Raw genomic sequence first — 20,320 nt, 5'->3', positions numbered from 1 at the left:
AATAAAACATTATGGACAATTACGAAAAAGACCATTACTGGGAATTCACACTGCGTGACAACCCATTGACAAAGGACAACACGGAAGACTGTGTTGCCGAAGTGAAATCCGGCCCGAAAACGTTGCGCAATGACGACATTGCCAAGGAAATCAAGCATACCGGCTCCGAGCTCAAGTATGCGACGCTCCTTTCGGTCACCTCACAAAGCAACGAGATCATCCTCGAAGCGTTATTGAACGGCAATAGTGTGATGACAGACCTCTGCCAGTTTATCCCGCGCATCACAGGTGCGTTCGACAGTCCGGAAGCCCCGTTCGACCCGGCTATTCACAAACTGACATTCGACATCATTCTGACAAAATCCGTACGCGAAGCCCTGGCAAAAGTGAAAACGATCAACCTGGGAGCCAAAGGCGAGACAGCCGGTATCGGTCTTGTCACCGATACGTTGACCGGTGCGACCAACGGTGCGATCACCCCGAACGACGATATCATGATCGCAGGCAACAGCATTAAAATTGCCGGCGACGATGCCGTGGCCGGTGTCTTTTTTGTTGCCGAAGACGGCACTACGACCAAAGTAGCGCGCCGCCTCACCCAAAATGACCCCAGCAAGCTGATAGCCCGCGTTCCGGCTCTGGCCGACGGCAACTACACCCTACGCATCGTGACACAGTTCAGTACCAACAAACAGCTATTGAAGGAGCCCCGTACCATTGAATACAAAAAGCTCCTGACAGTAGGATCCGGTGGTGATTCCGGCGAAGACGATCGTCCGGTGATCGAATGATTTTCATCGGAGGCTTCGATACGTCCATATCGACCCGGTAGATAAACGTTTATCGATACCATCGATACGGGAACATCGAAGCCTTCGATAAGCACCATGCACAATAGCGATTATTAACCATGTCAATTAATATAAAATGAAACTAGTATTAAAACAATTCCTCCTCTCGACAGCGATCCTGTTGACAGGAGTCGCTTGTACAAGCGAAACGCACGAAGGGTTGGATAACCCTTCATCCCCGTCTGACGGGGACGACCCGACCCGAAGGGAGGTCGTTGTCACTCTCAGAAACCAGTTATCGTTGGCCAAAGGGACGAAAGCAGGCGAAATCGCCACAGTAGAGGAAAACAAGATCGCCTCACTCGATGTCTACGCATTCGGATCAGACACGGAAGACGGCACCTACACCCTGCAGGAACGTTTCGCCTATCGCGAAGACCCGGCAGACCTGCCCGCAACAGCGACACCTATCGACCTCGAACAGCCAGGCGACGGCAAAGAAGCTTCCGTCAGCCTCAAACTGCAAAAAGGACTCTTCGTAAAACTATATGCAGTAGCAAACCAACCGGAATTGGTAGACCCCTCCGGATTAATCGGTAAAGATACAGAGGTCGGAACAGGAAAAGTGATGCAGGACGGCGACTTCAAACCGCTATCCCTCACCACTCCGGGACAGGCGGGTACAACCGTTCAGACCCCAGGTGTTCCTACCGAAACACAGTTTCTGACATTCCACAGCCTCTTGCTCGACGCTGCCACACCTGCCGATGTCTTGGAATCCCCCCTCCCTATGTCGGGAGCCTACACCATCCCGCTCGACCTGACAGACTTCGAGTCTTTTTCACGCTTGCAGGCTGGTTTCAAACTGACGCGCACCGTCGCCCGTTTCGATGTCATAAACAACGCTACTGACAGCCGATTCACCATCACCGGTATTTCGATGGGAAACGCACGTCGCGGAACGACTTTCTTCCCGGCTAAGCCGTTCGGTACAACTCCGGCAGACCCGGTAGACCTTATCACACTACCGGCACGTACTTTCACCGGCCAGACGAATGCCAATGCAGGTGTTACCGCTTCCGCTTTCTACTCCTATCCCAGCCCACAGGCGGACAACGGATATATCATACTCGAAGGAACATACAGGATGAACGAAACAGACCCCGAAAAAACAGTCTCTTACCAAATCCCTTTCAAACAGGAAGTAAACGGCACTGGCTCCCATATCGAAGTGAACCCGAATCATCGTTACACGATTACCATATCGAAAGCAGACGATTATCATATCGACTTCGACCTCACCGTGGCCGACTGGTCGGATGCAGGCGATGAACTCGACGGGTTTGAACCGACGGTACCGCCGACAGTAACATTCTCTGTTACGGTTAATCAGGACTTAGCGGATGCTTATAAGAATGCTCAGTCAAATCTTACTGCGTATCCTCCATTTAATTACGACGGAGGTGCGTCTACTGGTACAACAGGTTCGGATAGGAATGGTGTATCTTCTAGTTGTACTGTGAGTAAAACGTATTCTATAGAAGTAGAGAAGACAGAGAAGGGATCGTATTCTAATTATGCTACTGCTATAAGTTATTGTAGCGATAAAGGTTCCGGTTGGCGTGTGCCAACTATGATTGAATTAAAGGCTATATATGATAATAAGACAACATTACAGAATAATGGCTGTGCTACGTTCGACAGCAGTTGGTACTGGAGTAGTTCGGTCTACAATGGTAATAGTGGCAACCGTTGCGTACTGCACTTCTATTATGGCGATTTCGATGGCATCAGCACGAGCAGCGGTTACTATGTTCGCTGTGTCCGGGATATCTAACAATTTATCAATTTAAAACCCAAAGACCGCCGTAAGGATAATTATAGTAACAATGAAATCGGTTGTTCCATTTGATTGAGTTGATTATTTCTTAATATCCGTCGTAAGGCGGGTTGATTTTGGTCTAACAAGTAATAAAAGGTATAATGAACCTGAATAAACACATAATAAAATGAACATAAAACTAAAGAACATATTACTGCTCCCGGCACTCGCCATCGCCTGTACGGGATGCAACAACGACCCCGTCGACGGTGAAATATCCTTGACAGGAGCAGCCAACGAAATACAGTTGGTTATCGCAGGCAACGGCGAAGGTGTAGACTACACAAAAGCCATCGCCTCAGAAAGTGAAAACAAGATAGAGAACCTCGACGTCTATATCTTTGCCTCTGACGCACAGACAGGTACATACAGATACCTCGACAAATGGGAAAGTGCTGCGGCAAACGACAAAGTACTGAATAAGTTTCTCCTGCAAGCATCCGGTTCCGAATGGAACGCTTCCATCTTCCCGACCGAAATAGCAGGTTACCCTTATCTGAAACTCTTCCTCGTGGCAAACCGCGAAGACGATCTCTATCAGGAAAACGGAGCGACCGCACTGACACTTACCCCATTCACTAGTAGCGACAATTTTGATGCCGCCACCGACGAAGCAACCTTCCTGCAATCGTACACAAAGGCACTTACAGCAGAAAAGGTTTTGTACCCGTCATTATTAATGACCGGTAACGGCGCAACAAAAATGTTGGGAACCGTCTCGAACGTGAAGATCGAACTGAAACGTGTCGTTGCCCGTTTCGATATCGACAACACCGCACGCACCTCCAACCTGACCATCCAGTCTATCGCCCTCAAACAGGGACGCAAGACGGGTACACTTTGGAGTAGCGGCACACTGACACCGATAGTCGAAGCAGATCTGGGAACCTCTCCCCTTCTGATGGAATACAAAGAGGTGGATTACACCGCCTTAGCGAATGCCAATACAGGAGTAACAGAAAGTGCCATCTACACCTATCCCACGCTCGACACCGACAAGACCAGCCTGATTATCAAAGGGACATATCACGACCCGGTAACCAACAGCGACAAACCGGCTACCTATACCGTCCCCCTTCAAAAGACGGACGGTGCTACGGGCACCACGGCCGACATCGCCATCCTACGCAACAACCGCTACAAACTGCGCATCATCGACGTAACCAGCACCACAATGGCAGCCGCCTTCGAAATCGAAGACTGGACAAGCAGCGGTGGTATCATCGTTAAGCCGGAACCACCGGTATTACCGATAACATTCACCGCAGACAGTGCCGATGTAGCAGAAGTCGGAGACGACAAAATACGTGTAGATGTGGACGGCGGTACATTCACCCTGACAGTCTCCCATATCAACAACAAGCCGGTCACCATCGAAACCACTCCCGAATACGAGCCGACCTATGGTGACGGCAATAACAACTGGATCACGATCGCTCCTGTCACAAGGGCTACTGCTACCGATGATACAAAAACAATCACCATCGCAGCAAACAGCAGCATAGATACGGATCAAAGACCGCATGAAGTCCACATCGGCTACATCACTGTCAAATGGGGAGATACAGCAGAGGAACAAATGAAACTGGAAATCTACCGAGGAGCTTCAATGGTGACTTATTTGGATCCGAATGCCGGACAAACAGTACGCTTTGCAGCCGTAAAAATGAAGGAGAACAGGTATTGGGCGCCCATTAATGTAGGGGCAATTACAATAAAGAATAAAGCGATCAGAGATGAAAATACAGACATCACAGATGATGCAGGTAAACTATTCCAATGGGGACGTTCGCAAGGGCTGAATGCGACAAACAATGCAGCGATTTGTACCGAAGAGGCCAATCTCGGAGATCTAGGTCACCCGACAAGGGAAGATCTTGCTGATATGAGTAAATGGAATGGAAAGTTCATCAATGGTGACGGTACTCTACACAACAACTGGTTGCAGATCAATGGTGACGGTCAGCCAAATCCACCAGAACAAGGAAAATATGTAGAAGATTCCTGGTACCTACAACTCTGGAACGCCAACAATGGAAAGGATAATGCCAATCCTGTTAAGGGAGCTCACGATCCTTGTCCTGCAGGCTGGCGTGTTCCGACTGATTCTGAATGGAAAGATTTAGGTGTATCATCCGATTCAAATCCATCCGGTGCGACCTGGGATGATGTAAATAATCGCATAATCATTCCTGGAAAAGAAAACGGAAAGAACCTTATCTTGCCTGCCGCGGGCTGTCGCGAGTGCTATAACGGACAATCCGATATGCAGGGAACCTATGGCTATTACTGGCAATCTTTAGCTACCAGCCAAGAAGTCAATTACGTAACCGTCAATAATAACAGCAAGCCCCTCGGTTGGCACTCAAACTCGGCAACCTCTGCCTTCTCGGTGCGCTGTATCCAGGAATAACCGTTCGGTCATTACTAACAAAAACAAATTTGATATGAATAAAGCAGATATGGTTAAAGAGTTATCCTCCCGGCTCGGTTGTACACAGACCGAAAGCCTCCATATAATCAATACGTGGCAGGAGGTAATCAGGGACAACCTGAGTCAGGGGAATAATATCGTACTTCAGGGATTCGGCTCCTTTGCCTGCTGGCAACAGACAGAACGATTGGGCCGCAATCCACGAACCGGCAAATCCTGCATGATCCCTTCACGCGTTAGCGTCAAGTTCAAACCGGGAAAGTTTTTATTACAATGTCTGAACAAAAAGTAACCTTGTAGAAATGAGGGCGAGACCTATTGATGTCTTGCCCTCATTATTTTTATTCCAGCGTAATCTCCTTGCTTTGAATATAGGAAACATTCAGCTGCCCCCCGGCATTTCCGTTACTCTCCTGCAAAGGATGAGTTTTTGCACGGCTGAGCGACAGGGCACCTTTAGCTGGTAAAGAGGAATTACCGAAATTGATGTTGATGGATTTGCTGCCTTCAGTACGGTTAAACACGTTATATGATCCTCCGGCGTAAGTGACCCGCACTTCGACCAGTTCATCCTTTCCTACCGGATCTCCCTCCCAGGTAAGCGTAGTCGTACCTGTTATTTTAGCTGAAGTAAAAGACTCGGGGATAGCGATCGGCTTCACATCGTTTATGGAAGCGACATTTGTATAGATACTGTCTTTTGCCCGCGTAAAGACAAAAGTCATATCATCCAATCCTGGGAATGAATAAGTATAAAAATAAGTACCTACATTGTCAAAGTCCGGAGTTTTACCATTGATTGTAATGGAAGCCGGACCGTTCAGTCTGATATTGATGCCGGCACTATCCAGTTTATTGAAATTAGCTCCGACACGCGTCGTATTATTGGTCACATCGTAAGCGACACCCAGATTCTGATAAAAGGGAACATCCGCATCGATATCGGGAGCGTCATCATTATCACAGGAGGTAAATACCCATGCAGAGACGAGAAAGGCAAACAAGAAATACTTTTTCATGACGTTTAATATTTTGAATTACCTCTATATAACAAACGAGATGAAAAAAGTTTATCCTGTTAACATAATAACCCTTTGTCTATCATAAAATAATCACTACATTTGCCAATGAATATATAAAACTTTATAACTATGAAGTATCTAAATCCAAAAGCTGATTTGACATTCAAGCGGGTATTCGGCGAGCATCCCGATCTGGTAATGAGCCTGCTTAATGCATTGTTGCCTTTGAAAAACGGCGAAGAGATAACCGAAATCGAGTATTTAACTTCCGAAATGGTGCCGGAAAATCCTTTACGTAAATACAGCATTGTCGATGTCCGCTGCAAGGACAAGAAAGGCCGTCAATTTTTGGTCGAGATGCAGATGTTATGGTCTCCTGAATTTTATCAACGTGTATTATTCAATGCCTCCAAGGCTTATGTCCGACAGCTGGATAAAGGGGAAACGTATGAACTGCTACAACCTATCTATTCGCTTAACCTGGTGAACGATATCTTTGAACCGGAACTGGAAGGCTATTATCACCATTATGAACTGGTGCATGTAGAGCACAGCGACAAGGTGATCGACGGACTTCAGCTCATTTTTGTAGAGCTTCCCAAATTCACTCCGCATAATTATGCTGAGAAAAAAATGCAGGTGCTCTGGCTTCGTTACCTGACGGAGATCAACGAGAATACGCGTAAGGTTCCGGAAGAATTGCTTTCCAATCCGGAGATAAGCAAAGCACTGAACGAACTGGAAGAATCTGCCTTTACCGAAGAGCAGTTGGCCGGCTACGAACATTTCTGGGATGGCATTAGCGTAGAAAAAACAATTTACAACAGCGCCATCCGAAAAGGATTAGCGGAAGGCAAAGCAGAAGGACTAGCGGAAGGACTAGCAGAAGGCAAAGCGGAAGGACTAGCAGAAGGTGAAGCAAAAGGCAAAGCGGAAAGCTTACTTTTTGTAGCTGCTAATTTGAAAAAGAAAGGTATAGACCTAGCTTCCATTATGGAGTGCACCGGATTGGATGAAAAGACAGTTAATGCGCTATAAAAGCTGGCATTAAGAAGAATATAATCATATAACGAAACAAGCTCAGCCGAAAAATGGCCGGGCTTGTTTTGTTATTCGGAGATAATAACGAACGTTCATCTCTGGAAATAATTGAGCTATTTACATAATGATACACAATGGCATGCAGATTACAGAGATAACAATAATTCTTCGATGGAAGCAACCTGTCGCTGCTGCCCGTTCGAAAAATAAAGGGTGATGGCAGATGTTGCGGCATCACCGACATCGATCCAGCTCTCCGATTCTATTTCAGAACCGGCATAAATGCCGTTTCGCAAAAGAGCCTTACGCACCATTGCATATTTCTGGCCGTCACCGACAAGACGGATTTTCTTATCGTATTGGTTGTCGATACGGAACAATCCGGTTTCCATATCGAAGATAATCCCTTTACGGGCAAAGAAACCGCTCAGAGAACCACTCAATGCCAGGTCTTCGGGCGTACCGGTACTGATCCCTTTCTCCCTATCCATCAGCCAGATCTTATCAGCTATCTGAAGGGCGAGTTCGAGATCGTGAGTGGAAAGGAAAATCGTTTTATTGGTGGAACGGGTAAGACTATGCAACAATTGCATGATCTCGACTTTGCTGGGGAAATCGAGAAAAGCCGTCGGTTCATCGAGAAAGATGACAGGTGTCTCCTGCGCCAGCGCTTTGGCGATCATAACCTTCTGCCGCTCGCCATCAGAAAGGGTGTGCACCATGCGCGAAGCAAGGTTCTCGATACGGACCAGGGAGATAGATTCTTCTACGATCTGCTTGTCTTCTTTCCCTAACCGTCCCCAAAAGCCGGTGTACGGACTACGTCCCATCCCGATCAGTTCCCGGACAGTCATGTTACGGATCTCACACTTATCTGTCAGTACCACTCCCACTATAGTGCTAAGCTCCTTGTCACTATAGTCCTGTATATCGCGGGACAGTAGTGCTATTTCGCCGGATATACGAGGCTGGAAAGCGGACAGGGTACGTAATAAAGTAGACTTCCCGACGCCATTGGCTCCCAATAGGCAGGTTAATTCGCCACTGTAGATTGTTGTCGTTATATGGCTAGCTACCAGCTTTGTATCATTCTTGGAATGATAGCCGATAGAGAGATCGTTTATCTGAATAGTTGCCTCTTTCATACTCATTCGTTCAGTTCGTTTTTACGTCTGCGGAATAATACGGAAGCAACGACCGGAGCACCGACCAATGCGGTTACCGAGTTGACCGGCAAAGCTCCCTCGAATCCCGGCATACGTGCAATCAGGTTACAAGCCAATGCCAGGGCTGCCCCCACAAATAAGACACCGGGCATCAATATGCGATGATCGGATGTCTGGAAAATGGCACGGCAAAGGTGAGGAACAGCAAGTCCCAGAAAGACGATCGGACCACAGTAAGCGGTCACGATAGCAGTCAATACACCGGCAGAGGTGATAACGAGTAGGCGTGCCCGTTTGATATTCAGTCCCAGGTTACGGGCATAACCGTCGCCGAGAAGCATCAGGTTTAATGTCTTTATTAATAGGAACGAAAGGGGGATCAGGATAGCCATAATCGCCACGAAAAGCATCATCTGATTACCGGAGACACGTGAGAAACTTCCCAGCCCCCAGATTACATAAGCACGGATATCTTCTTCCACACTAAAGAATTTCAACACACCTATCACAGCATTTGCCACATAGCCGATCATCACTCCGATAATCAATAGCGTCACATTCCCTTTTACCTTCTGCGAGACATAAACGATCAGTGCCATGACAGATAAGGAACCGACTATGGCCGCAATAGATAAGGCAATCTCCCCCATAAAGCCCAGCTTACTCAACGCCACGCCACCCAGGCTTCCGCTCAGTAAGACAACGAAGGCGACTCCCATACTTGCACCGGAGCTAATCCCCAACACAGAAGGTCCCGCCAAAGGGTTACGGAATACGGTTTGCATCTGAAGCCCGCTGATTGCCAATCCGGCTCCGGCAACCAAAGCCGTCAAAGCCTGCGGGAAACGTGATTTCCAAATAATATTCTGCCAGGTGACCGGTTCGTCACCATTGCCGCAGATGATATTCCAAACCGAATGGAAGGGAATGGATACCGATCCCAGCACCAGGTTCAGAAACAGCAGAACCACGATGGAGACAAAGATCAGAAACATCAGAAGAGAGTTTGAGTATTTCATTCTATTGTTATTTTAATCGTTCTTTTGCTCACGTCGCATGAGCGCTTCGGCTCATGTTGTATGAGCCGAGGCCCGCAGGTTGCATGAGCCGAGGCGCTCACGATGTGTGAGACGGGGCGCTCATGCTGCATGCATCGGTCGGCGCAGGCTGTCTGCGCAAAAAAACTATTTAAGCAAATCATAATAGGCAGGAGTATGGTTGGGTAACAGGCTCGGATGAAAGATATGCAGTAGGTCGGCCAGCAGCACTTCCGGCTCGGTCGGCATACTTTCGTAAAAAGGTTTCTCCCGCATATTACAGTAGATCACTCCTTTTTCCTTGAAGGCACGGAAGTCTGCATAACGGGGATCCTGATCTTTCAGTGATTTATAAGTATATGTTCCCGGATAGCTGTTTACGATACGCCAGTAATCGGCTTCATCCGCCTGGTTATAAACCGTCTCGAAGTCGAGTGTCACACCGCCGGAGCGATCGTCGTCTTTCAAAAAGTAATCAGCGCCGGCATCTTTGAAAAGCTGTGCAAGGAAGCTCTTCCCTCCTACCGCATACCAGTTACCACCATGTATTTCGCCACTGAACACGATAGGACGTCTCTGCACTTTACCTTCGGCAGTCAGCTCTTTCAGTTCGTTGTAGCGGTTTTCTATAGCTGAGAATTTATCATTGGCTTCCTGCTCCATCCCAAGTAACAGACCGACAAACTTAATCCATTCAGCCTGTCCCAGCGGTGTCATTTCTTTATATCCCAGATGAGGAATCAGAGGGATACCGACATCTTTCATCGTCTCGTATCCGCCACGTTTAAAGGGAGAGATCAGGATCAGGTCGGGATTGATACTCATAATCACCTCATTATCGAAATTACCTTCGATCCCGATCTTCGCTGTCTTTCCTTCCTTCAACTGTTCATTGATAGTCTTATTAAACAGATGGCGCGTACTCGTGATACCGACCACCTTATCCTCCGCTCCCAACTTAATGAAATTGGAGAGCTGCAGGGAGGTCATACAAATGGCACTGCGCACAGGTGTTTCGATCACCGTATAATCAGCAGGAAGACCTTCCGGCTTCGTCCCGCGGGGAACCAATGCATACAGGAAATGCGTGCTTTCTTCATTCTGCGGGTCATGTATATCTACCAGGACATAACCGTCGGCATAGGTCAACTGAAAACCTTCGGCATATTCAGGTTTAACCTGGACCATCCTATCCGTCGTAATCGTTTGTTGCGACGATGCATTCTCTTTCTCCTGCTGATTTCCTTTCGATGCGCACGATGTAGCCATTAACGCTAACAGGCAGCCACCGACTAAATACTTATTCATATTCTATTTGTTTTTATCCGACACAAACCGTCCAAACCCACGAGGACAATCGTTATGCAAAAAAATGGCAGGTCTTCTGACTTACTTCCATCCCGAATGCCTTCCCGATCGCAAAGACCAGTGGCAAAAGGTATTATCAGGATGTTTATAAAGCTTCACAGCAGCGTGGACTGTCCGGGATTTACACCCGGTTCCCTTTTAATCTGTCTCCATGGACAGGAGTTTTACAGAACCGATTTCGAGCGCAAAAGTAATAAGAAGTTTGCAACTTTACACTATTTTCAGCACATTTGCATCCCAAATAAAAGAACAAGAATAAAATGACTTATCCGATCAGTTTTGTATCATTAGGTCCCGGCGAACCGGAACTTATCACGGTGAAAGGTCTCCGCCAACTCCAGAAAGCAGATATTATCTACTGTCCCGCCACCCGCAACAGACAACGCGAGAGCATTTCACGTGCCGCTGATATCGTACGCGCCCTGGAGATAAATGAAACGGCTATCCACTGCTTTATACTCCCCATGAGCAAAGACCGTACGGAGGCCTGGAAAGTCTACGATACCCTCTACAACGAAGCTGCAACCCAATATGTGGAAGGCAAACAGATCGTTATCGTTGCCGAAGGCGATGCCGGATTTTATTCGTCCATACAATACCTATACGATAAATTTACAGGTGCAGGGATTGCCGTACAACGCATTGCCGGTATTCCGGCTTTCATTGCTGCCGGAGCTTTGGCAGGCTTGCATATCGTCAAACAGGAAGAGCAAATCGTTGTCATTCCCGGTACACCTTCTGCCGCAGAACTGAGCGAAAAGATAAACGCCGGATATGTTATCGTCATCATGAAACTGTCACAATGCGTAGATGCCGTACACGAATGTATCCGCAAGCATCCGCAGACACAGTTCCATTACTTTGAAAATGTGGGGACAGAGAAAGAATATTACACGTCCGACAGAAAAGTCATAGCTGATAAAGTGTACCCCTATTTCTCACTGATGATCATACAATAATCCCCTCCATAATCCGGAGGCTTGACAGCATCCGGAAATGAAGGGGATATTCACAGATACGATCTATTCCGATATTGTTTTGCAAAAACTAGGCAGATTCTATAATACCGCTCAGGCGGTTCATATGATAGCGAAGCGACTGAACCGACTCCCAGTTCTGGTGTCCCGACTTGCACAACTCCCGTGCACTTACCAACACCCCTGAAATATGACAGCTGATCTCCTCTATCTTTTTATTCGTTTCAGTATAAAGAGACTCCACTTCTTCCGGTGAATAGATGGAAGCCGACTGCGCCAGCGATTCAAGCAGATTCATCTGATAAATTCCAGCCTTTGGGATCAAGTTACAGACGGCATAGTGATGAAGATCCTGAATTTCTTTCTGTTTGGTGGTATCCCAACCAACATTACTTGTACTTACCGAAGGACTCATCTTCGAAAACATACGGATCCCCAAACAATCTGCAATTGTTCTTAACCATGATCCTGTTTCTGCTTCTCTTGCGGCTACCCCTGCCATACTAAATCTCATTGTTGTCATAATCAAATCTCCTTAATTACATAAACCGAAGTTTTTAAAATTGTTATACACTTTCTTTTTATCACCATAAACTTGCTGTCAGCTTCATTTTGTTATCGTGACAATGCAAAATTAGACAAATTATCATATACAGCAATCTTTAATCCATATTTTAAAATACTTTAAGACAGAAGCTGTCTAAATGCGCCGATATTGTCAACTGAAGATTACAAATAACACGAAAAACGCGAACTTTACTTACCAAACAGTCATTTTTACTCTATTTTTAGTAACTTTTATCAATATAACACAAATAACACGTAGTTATCCAGCTTCACAACCTTTCATACTATCATTTTGTTATTTAATTAAAAATAATATACTTTTGTTGCCTCTTAAACTTACATAAGCACATGAAATCGGATATAGAAATTGCAAGAGAAGTCTCCCTTCGTAAAATAAAGGAAGTAGCCACAGGTTTGGGTATTCCGCGCGAAGAAGTACAAAACTATGGTCGGTATATCGCCAAAGTGCCCCTTCATCTGATCGATGAAGAGAAAATCAAAGAACATAACCTGATCCTGGTAACGGCCATTACGCCTACCAAAGCTGGTATTGGTAAAACAACCGTATCTATCGGCCTGGCCCTGGGACTGAACAAGATCGGAAAAAAAGCAGTTGCCGCCCTGCGTGAACCCTCACTGGGTCCATGCTTCGGTATGAAAGGTGGAGCAGCCGGCGGCGGATACGCACAGGTCCTGCCGATGGAGAACATCAACTTGCATTTCACCGGCGATTTCCACGCCGTTACTTCCGCTCATAATATGATCACAGCGTTGCTGGACAATTATATCTATCAGACCCGCCATACCTGCGAAGGTCTGAAAGAGATCAAATGGAAACGTGTACTCGATGTAAACGACCGTAGCCTGCGTAACATCGTATCCGGTCTGGGCGGCTCAGCCAACGGCGTGCCTACAGAAACCGGATTCGACATCACTCCTGCTTCCGAAATGATGGCAATCCTTTGCCTGGCTACCGATTTGGAAGACTTGAAGCGCCGCATCGGTAATATCCTGCTGGGATATACCTACGACGACCAACCGTTCACAGTCAACGACTTGGGTGTAGCAGGAGCAATCACCGTATTGCTGAAAGACGCCCTGCTGCCCAACCTCGTACAGACAACGGAAAATACTCCTGCATTCGTACACGGCGGTCCGTTCGCCAACATTGCCCACGGCTGTAACTCGATCATCGCCACAAAGATGGCACTTACTTACGGCGACTATGTCATCACAGAAGCCGGTTTCGGTGCCGACCTGGGTGCAGAAAAGTTCTTCGATATCAAATGCCGTAAAGCCGGACTGAAACCGAAACTGACCGTTATCGTCGCTACGGCACAAAGCTTGAAACTACATGGCGGCGTTCCGGAATCACAGATCAAGGAACAGAACATCGAAGGTCTGCGCAACGGATTTGCCAACCTCGACAAACACGTAGCTAACATGAAACGTTTCGGTCAGGAAGTAATCGTTACTTTCAACCGTTACGCAACCGATACGGACGAAGAAATCGCCCTGGTTGCCGAGCATTGTAAAGAGTTGGGTGTCGGTTTTGCCATGAACAGTGTATTCGCAGAAGGCGGAGAAGGTGGCGTGGAACTGGCTAAACTGGTAGTAGATACAATCGAAAACAAGCCGTCAGGCCCGCTGAAACTCATTTACGAAGATACAGATAACGTACGTGATAAAATCCGGAAAGTATCTGAAGAAATCTATGGCGCAGCATCAGTTACTTATACGACACTGGCAGATAAAAAGATCAAACAGATCGAAAGTTTGGGAATCTCCCACTATCCTATCTGTATCGCAAAAACCCAATATTCATTCTCTTCCGACCCGAAAGCCTACGGCGTTGCGAAGAATTTCGAACTGAAGGTACGTGACATCGTCATCAACAACGGTGCCGAAATGATCGTCGTCATTATGGGCGAGATCATGCGTATGCCGGGACTTCCCAAAGACCCGCAGGCAAAACGGATCGATATCGTCAACGGACTGGTCGAAGGACTGAGCTGATACATATTCCAATAATAAAAAACCGGGCAACGAGGAGATGACATCCTGTTGCCCGGTTTTTTATTTGTCAGATAACGACAGTTACTTTATCACGCGTATCGGCAAATCAAGCGGAGTTGCAGTTGCCGAACGTGTCTTGGTAACTCCTTTCTTAGGCCCCGGAATAAGCGGACTATACGTCAGGACGTGACGGATACGGTCACGCTGATCATCCGTAAACCGATCGGAATAAGAGACCGAATAGTCCATAATATTATAAGAAGTAAATGTTATACCGCTACAATTCGTCCGCCTCACCAAATAATCAAATGTAAACTTCGACGGTTCATATTGAGCAATATAAGCGTAATCAGCATCATATTTTACCTTGTTGTATGTCGGTGTATCATCGCAATAATCAGAATCGATGCAATCGTCTGCCACTCCTTTCTCATCTTCTGAAAAAGCATGGTGTAACCCCAGATAATGACCTAGTTCATGGGCCAAAGTAACTGTAATATCAGCAGTACTATATTGGGTTTGACTGGATTGATCATTAATAAACAAGCTATTAACAGATACGCTATATGGAAACTTCAGATTAGCGAGTTCGAGATACGACTGCTTGGTTTCGCTAAGTCCCTCCAGGTAGTTACTGCCCGTTGTTGAGAAAGGAATGTGGGCAATCCCCAATGTGGTAGAATTTGTAGTCGCATCGTCTTTAAAATTATATATCATCACATTGATATATTGATTAGGATCCCACAAATATTTGACATATTTACCGGATTCGTCATTCATAAACTCATCACAGTCGATCGGATACTCTTCTGTGTATTGAATATACTCTACCCCTGGAGTGCTCAAAGTATTCCCGGCCGGATCTGATGCGGCAAGCACAAAAGAGAGATTCATATCTACACTTTTAGCATTGTCGTTGTAGAGTTTGTTAACAGCAGTAAGTATCTCCGCCAAACGGCTTTGGCTGACATACTGAAGCCGGTCCGACTGATCCTTATACAAAACATGGAAAATGACAGGTAGCTTGTAATGTAACTCTCCTGTGGCAGCATTCTGATGAATCTGTATCTTCTTTTCTGTTCCGCCACTGACTATTGCCACGGTAGCTGTTCTTTGCGTCGTCTCCAGGTTACCCTCAACCGCTATCGTCAATGATTGATTACCCGTGCCCTTTTCCGGAAGCGGCCTGCACCAATCCACATCGGAAGAAGCCGTCCAGGTCGAACCGGTTGTGATTTCCAGTTTTAATGTAGCCCCTTCATTGCTGACATCATTAAACTCTGATTCGGAAAGATCGATGGGCGGCGAATCCAATTCCGAATCTTTACACCCGGTCCAAAAGCCGGTCAGGATAATCAGCAGAAACAAATATTTGATTCTCATATTGATTTATATTCTTTTCATTCATTAGACAGGAAAGCAAAGATAATTATTTTTCCGCAACCTGAAAAAACACCGGGGATAAAAGCAATTATTTCCAACTAATTGTAAGCATTCAGCACTATATATCTAATAATTTGTTACTTTTGTGGTCGATTTCAAAACATGAACTGAATCTACTAATATCATAAGTCTATGGCAAAAGTAACAAAAGAGGAAGCACTTCGGTATCACTCCGAAGGCAAGCCCGGAAAAATCGAAGTAATCCCGACAAAGCCCTATAGTACACAGACCGATCTATCACTGGCCTATTCACCCGGTGTAGCAGAGCCTTGTCTGGAAATTGAGAAGAATCCGCTCGATGCATACAAATATACATCCAAAGGAAACCTGGTTGCCGTTATCTCCAACGGAACAGCTGTCCTGGGATTGGGTAATATCGGTGCACTGGCCGGTAAACCGGTTATGGAAGGCAAAGGACTTCTCTTCAAGATCTTCGCCGGCATCGACGTGTTCGACATTGAAGTAAACGAAAAAGATCCCGATAAATTCATCGAGACAGTCAAGGCGATCGCCCCTACTTTCGGCGGTATCAACCTGGAAGACATCAAAGCACCCGAATGTTTTAAGATCGAGCAACGCCTGAAAGCGGAACTGGATATTCCGGTCATGCACGATGACCAGCACGGTACGGCTATCATCTCAGGAGCCGGCCTGGTCAACGCACTCGAAATAACCGGCAAGAAAATCGAAGACGTGAAGATCGTCGTCAACGGTGCCGGAGCAGCTTCCATCTCATGTACTAAACTATATGTGATGCTGGGAGCACGCAAAGAAAATATCATCATGTGCGACAGTAAAGGCGTTATCTCCACACATCGCACAGACCTGAACGAGTCGAAGAAAGAATTCGCTACGACAAAAGATATCAAGACACTGGAAGAAGCCGTTGTAGGTGCGGACGTATTCCTGGGCTTATCCGTTGCCAACGTCCTGACACAGGACATGGTACGCAGTATGAACGACAACCCGATCGTATTCGCGCTGGCAAACCCAAACCCGGAAATATCCTATGCTGATGCCATGGCTTCCCGCGAAGACATCATCTTTGCAACCGGACGTTCCGACTATCCGAACCAGATCAACAACGTACTGGGATTCCCGTATATCTTCCGCGGCGCATTGGACACACATGCCAAAGCGATCAACGAAGAGATGAAGCTGGCAGCCGTCCATGCCATCGCCGAGCTGGCAAAAGAGCCTGTTCCCGACGTTGTCAACGCTGCCTACAAACTGAAACGTACTACTTTCGGACGCGATTACATCCTGCCTAAAGCACTCGACCCGCGTTTGCTGACACGTGTATCCGTTGCCGTAGCCAAAGCAGCCATCGAATCGGGCGTTTCACGTAAGACTATCACCGACTGGGACGGCTATGCCAACCATCTGCGTGAAATGATGGGATACGATAACAAGATGCTTCGTTCCTTTACCGATATGGCAAAAGCCAATCCAAAACGTGTCGTATTTGCCGAAGCCAACCACGTCAATATGCTGAAAGCTGCCGTAGAAGCGAAAGCCGAAGGTATCTGCCATCCGATCCTGTTGGGTAATGAAGAGCGACTGGAAAAATTGGCAGCCGAAGAGAACCTCAGCCTGGAAGGCATTGAGATCATCAATCTGCGCCATGACCGCGAAGAAGAACGCCGCGACCGTTATGCCCGTATCCTGTCGGAAAAAAGAGCACGCGAAGGCGTCACTTTCTCTGAAGCCCGCGAAAAGATGGTTGGTCGTAATGCATTCGGTATGATGATGGTAGCGACAGGTGATGCGGATGCATTCGTGACCGGTGTTTACAGCCGCTACTCGGAAGTAACGAAACTGGCAGAAGAGATTATCGGTATCCGTCCGTCCTATAAGCATTTCGGTGCCATGAACATTATGACTTGTAAGAAAGGTACTTTCTTTATTTCCGATACACTGATCAACCGCCATCCTTCCACGGAAGTATTGATCGACATTGCCCGTCTTACACATGATGCAGTCAAATTCTTCGCACACGATCCGGTAATGGCGATGTTGTCTTATTCCAACTTCGGTTCCGACAAGCAGGGCAGCCCGCAGAAAGTACACGATGCGATCGATTATCTGCACAAGAACCATCCGGAAATCATGATCGACGGAGAAATGCAGGTTAATTTCGTACTCGATAAGAAATTGCGTGACGATATGTACCCGTTCAACAAACTGAAAGGGAAGGATGTCAACGTCCTGGTATTCCCGAACCTGAGTTCCGCCAACAGTGCCTACAAGTTACTGGATGCACTGGGTATCACCGAAACGATCGGCCCGATCCAGATGGGATTGAACAAACCGATCCACTTCACCGACGTAGAAAGCTCCACACGCGACATTGTCAACCTGACTACTGTTGCCGTCGTAGATGCTATCGTACAGGAACAGATCGAAAAAGGAGAATAAAATAACCCATAAAACAAATGTCCGGATGATCATAGAGATATGATATCCGGACATTTTTATTTTTCAGCAACGACTGAACCTCAATTAAGCGATCCCCAACAACTCCACCTCAAAGATCAGGGTAGAAAATGCAGGTATCGGACCGGAAGCCCTGTTTCCATATCCGCAAGTATAAGGTATATAGACAATCCATTTATCTCCTGCATGCATTTGCTGAAGTGCAATCTGCCAGCCCTCTATGACCTGGTTCAAGCGAAAAGCCTCCGGACAATTCCGTTTATAGGAATTGTCAAATTGGCGCCCATCAATCAAAATCCCCCGATAATGAACGGAAACAACGCTATCCAAACGAGGTGAAACGGTCCCGTTCCCCTGCTCTATCACTTTGTATAATACCCCATCCGCCAACTTCTTCACACCTTCCTGCGAAGCGATTTCTTCCAGGTACTGCAGATTCTGCTCCTTATATTCTTCTTTTTTATTCTTTGCCATCTCAGTCAATCTTTCTTTTACTGCGCAAAGATAAGGCATTCTTAAAAATGAACCTAAATCTCGTTTAAAACGAGATAAAATTCATTTAAAACGAGCTGAAATTCGTTTTAAACAAGTATATAGCCCGTTTAAAACGAATTTTCGTTCGTTTTAAACGAGAAAAAAGTTCCCCTATGACTATTGCCTGGTGAAAATAAGCCTCTTATTAAACCAAGCATGACTTTTTTGTGTTTATGTGTAGAATCTAAACAAAAAAGTTATGCACATAAGTACATGGTGTTATACTGTGCTTTGCCTCTTTCTGCCGATAACGCTAACGGCACAGGTGAAACATAAGTACCTCGATCACGCATTGCCGGAAGCGTGGCAGGAGAACGACAGTAATTTCCAACAGACTTTGCCCGTTGAAGACAACTGGTGGAAGAATTTTGATGATCCGGTATTGGATTCCCTGATCGATGTAGCCGTGAAGCAGAACTATTCTGTGCAGATGGCAGCCGATCGTATCGCTATGGCAAAAGCCAACCTGCGCATACAACAGGGCAGTTATTCGCCTACACTGGGGCTCTCAGCCGGATGGAACCGGCAGCAGAGCAGCGGCAACACCAGCAGCCTGCCGCAGACAGTTACCCAATATGCCGACGCTTCGCTCTCCATGAGCTGGGAACTGGATGTGTTCGGCAGTATCCGTAACCGTGTGAAAGCCCAGAAAGAAAACTTCGCAGCGTCTAAAGAAGAGTACAACGCAGTCATGGTATCCCTTTGTGCCCAGGTCGCATCCGCCTATATCAATCTGCGTGAACTGCAACAGGAGGTCGATGTCGTAACGCAAAACTGCCTCTCACAACAGGCGGTCGTCGAGATCACGCAGAAAAGATATGAAACAGGACTGGTTTCAAAGCTCGACGTAGCACAGGCCCAGTCCGTCTATTACAGCACCAAAGCCTCACTGCCCATGCTGGAAGCAGGCATCATCCGGTACACAAATGCACTGGCCGTCCTGATGGGACTTTACCCGCAAGATGTCAAAGGGTTGATCGACAGCCCCCGTCCCCTGCCCGACTATATCGAAACAGTCGGAATAGGCTTTCCGGCAAATCTCCTGCTTCGCCGTCCGGATATACGCTCTGCCGAACGCCAGGTAAATGCACAGGCTGCAACACTGGGGGCTTCGAAGTCCGACTGGTGGCCACAGGTATTCGTCAAAGGCTCCATCGGATTCGCTTCGCATGACATCGATAAAATAGCCAATCACAACAGCCTGACCTACGAAATCGCACCCGCCATCTCCTGGAATTTCTTTCAGGGAGGTAAACTGGCACAGGCAACACGTCTGGCAAAAGCCCAGCTGGACGAGACGATCAGGCAATTCAATGAAACCGTCCTCACCTCCGTACAGGAAGTCGATAATGCGATGAGCTCATACAAGAACTCGATTAAACAGATCGTCGCCCTCCGCGAAGTGGTCAACCAGGGACAACAGACACTCGACCTGTCCCTCGACCTCTACAAGCAAGGGTTGACACCGTTCCAGAATGTACTGGATGCCCAACGCTCTCTGCTCACCTACGAGAATCAGCTGACCCAGGCTAAAGGAAATTCCCTTCTCGATCTGATCCAACTCTACCAGGCACTGGGCGGAGGATGGAGTAATTGATAATTAAAA

At 46.9% G+C, this 20,320-nt stretch carries 16 protein-coding genes and 1 riboswitch; of the genes, 9 read left to right on the top strand and 7 right to left on the bottom strand.

All coding sequences use genetic code 11. The features are described 5' to 3' along the window. Positions 1-11 precede the first annotated feature (11 nt). The 4 genes from P3L47_RS15375 (at position 12) to P3L47_RS15360 (ending at position 5,399) form a co-directional block, all read left to right on the top strand. Entirely contained in the window at positions 12-791 is a 780-nt protein-coding gene (locus P3L47_RS15375; protein WP_277781369.1) for a DNA-binding domain-containing protein, read from the top strand. A gap of 136 nt (positions 792-927) precedes the next feature. Beyond that, positions 928-2,628 carry an Lcl domain-containing protein gene (locus tag P3L47_RS15370; protein ID WP_277781368.1) on the top strand — a complete coding sequence of 567 codons (1,701 nt, stop codon included), beginning with the start codon at positions 928-930 and terminating at the stop codon, positions 2,626-2,628. 172 nt (positions 2,629-2,800) lie between these two features. Continuing rightward, positions 2,801-5,086, top strand: a complete 2,286-nt coding sequence (locus P3L47_RS15365; protein ID WP_277781367.1) for an FISUMP domain-containing protein — start codon at positions 2,801-2,803, stop codon at positions 5,084-5,086. A 34-nt stretch (positions 5,087-5,120) separates the two neighbouring features. Further along, the gene (locus P3L47_RS15360) at positions 5,121-5,399 is read left to right on the top strand and encodes an HU family DNA-binding protein (RefSeq protein ID WP_075557690.1); all 279 of its coding nucleotides are present in this window, start codon (positions 5,121-5,123) and stop codon (positions 5,397-5,399) included. Between the two features lie 49 nt (positions 5,400-5,448). On the opposite strand, the gene P3L47_RS15355 is transcribed toward P3L47_RS15360, so the two are convergent. Continuing rightward, positions 5,449-6,126 carry a hypothetical protein gene (locus P3L47_RS15355; RefSeq protein ID WP_122362951.1) on the bottom strand — a complete coding sequence of 226 codons (678 nt, stop codon included), beginning with the start codon at positions 6,124-6,126 and terminating at the stop codon, positions 5,449-5,451. 132 nt (positions 6,127-6,258) lie between these two features. Here P3L47_RS15355 and P3L47_RS15350 point away from each other — a divergent pair, with 132 nt between their 5' ends. Further along, positions 6,259-7,167, top strand: a complete 909-nt coding sequence (locus P3L47_RS15350; RefSeq protein WP_277781366.1) for an Rpn family recombination-promoting nuclease/putative transposase — start codon at positions 6,259-6,261, stop codon at positions 7,165-7,167. A 149-nt stretch (positions 7,168-7,316) separates the two neighbouring features. On the opposite strand, the gene P3L47_RS15345 is transcribed toward P3L47_RS15350, so the two are convergent. The 3 genes from P3L47_RS15345 to P3L47_RS15335 form a co-directional block, all read right to left on the bottom strand. Then, positions 7,317-8,315 (bottom strand): ABC transporter ATP-binding protein, encoded by a 999-nt coding sequence (locus tag P3L47_RS15345; RefSeq protein ID WP_277783710.1) that lies wholly within the window; start codon positions 8,313-8,315, stop codon positions 7,317-7,319. 2 nt (positions 8,316-8,317) lie between these two features. After that, positions 8,318-9,355 carry an iron ABC transporter permease gene (locus P3L47_RS15340; protein ID WP_277781365.1) on the bottom strand — a complete coding sequence of 346 codons (1,038 nt, stop codon included), beginning with the start codon at positions 9,353-9,355 and terminating at the stop codon, positions 8,318-8,320. 165 nt (positions 9,356-9,520) lie between these two features. After that, complete coding sequence (locus P3L47_RS15335) at positions 9,521-10,681, bottom strand: ABC transporter substrate-binding protein (RefSeq protein ID WP_277781364.1); 1,161 nt, start codon at positions 10,679-10,681, stop codon at positions 9,521-9,523. A 49-nt stretch (positions 10,682-10,730) separates the two neighbouring features. After that, positions 10,731-10,933, bottom strand: a riboswitch (cobalamin riboswitch). 68 nt (positions 10,934-11,001) lie between these two features. Between P3L47_RS15335 and cobI the strand changes: the two genes are divergently transcribed. Beyond that, positions 11,002-11,700 carry a precorrin-2 C(20)-methyltransferase gene (cobI, locus tag P3L47_RS15330; protein ID WP_277781363.1) on the top strand — a complete coding sequence of 233 codons (699 nt, stop codon included), beginning with the start codon at positions 11,002-11,004 and terminating at the stop codon, positions 11,698-11,700. Between the two features lie 88 nt (positions 11,701-11,788). On the opposite strand, the gene P3L47_RS15325 is transcribed toward cobI, so the two are convergent. After that, positions 11,789-12,241 (bottom strand): hypothetical protein, encoded by a 453-nt coding sequence (locus P3L47_RS15325; protein ID WP_277781362.1) that lies wholly within the window; start codon positions 12,239-12,241, stop codon positions 11,789-11,791. A gap of 392 nt (positions 12,242-12,633) precedes the next feature. Between P3L47_RS15325 and P3L47_RS15320 the strand changes: the two genes are divergently transcribed. Further along, positions 12,634-14,301, top strand: a complete 1,668-nt coding sequence (locus P3L47_RS15320; protein ID WP_277781361.1) for a formate--tetrahydrofolate ligase — start codon at positions 12,634-12,636, stop codon at positions 14,299-14,301. Between the two features lie 81 nt (positions 14,302-14,382). On the opposite strand, the gene P3L47_RS15315 is transcribed toward P3L47_RS15320, so the two are convergent. Further along, the gene (locus P3L47_RS15315) at positions 14,383-15,684 is read right to left on the bottom strand and encodes a zinc-dependent metalloproteinase lipoprotein (protein WP_122362956.1); all 1,302 of its coding nucleotides are present in this window, start codon (positions 15,682-15,684) and stop codon (positions 14,383-14,385) included. 192 nt (positions 15,685-15,876) lie between these two features. On the opposite strand from P3L47_RS15315, the gene P3L47_RS15310 reads away from it, so the two are divergent. Further along, the gene (locus P3L47_RS15310; RefSeq protein ID WP_277781360.1) at positions 15,877-18,162 is read left to right on the top strand and encodes an NADP-dependent malic enzyme; all 2,286 of its coding nucleotides are present in this window, start codon (positions 15,877-15,879) and stop codon (positions 18,160-18,162) included. Positions 18,163-18,246: 84 nt separating this feature from the next. On the opposite strand, the gene bamJ is transcribed toward P3L47_RS15310, so the two are convergent. Further along, positions 18,247-18,693: a BamJ family beta-barrel-assembly machinery protein gene (gene bamJ / locus P3L47_RS15305; protein ID WP_277781359.1), complete on the bottom strand. Its 447-nt coding sequence runs from the start codon at positions 18,691-18,693 to the stop codon at positions 18,247-18,249. A 220-nt stretch (positions 18,694-18,913) separates the two neighbouring features. Between bamJ and P3L47_RS15300 the strand changes: the two genes are divergently transcribed. Further along, positions 18,914-20,311 carry an efflux transporter outer membrane subunit gene (locus tag P3L47_RS15300; protein WP_277781358.1) on the top strand — a complete coding sequence of 466 codons (1,398 nt, stop codon included), beginning with the start codon at positions 18,914-18,916 and terminating at the stop codon, positions 20,309-20,311. Positions 20,312-20,320: the final 9 nt, after the last annotated feature.

The organism is Parabacteroides chongii, assembly GCF_029581355.1.
GTDB classification, from domain to species: domain Bacteria; phylum Bacteroidota; class Bacteroidia; order Bacteroidales; family Tannerellaceae; genus Parabacteroides; species Parabacteroides chongii.
Note: the sequence above shows the minus strand (reverse complement) of the source record. Positions and strands in the feature narration are given on the sequence as shown.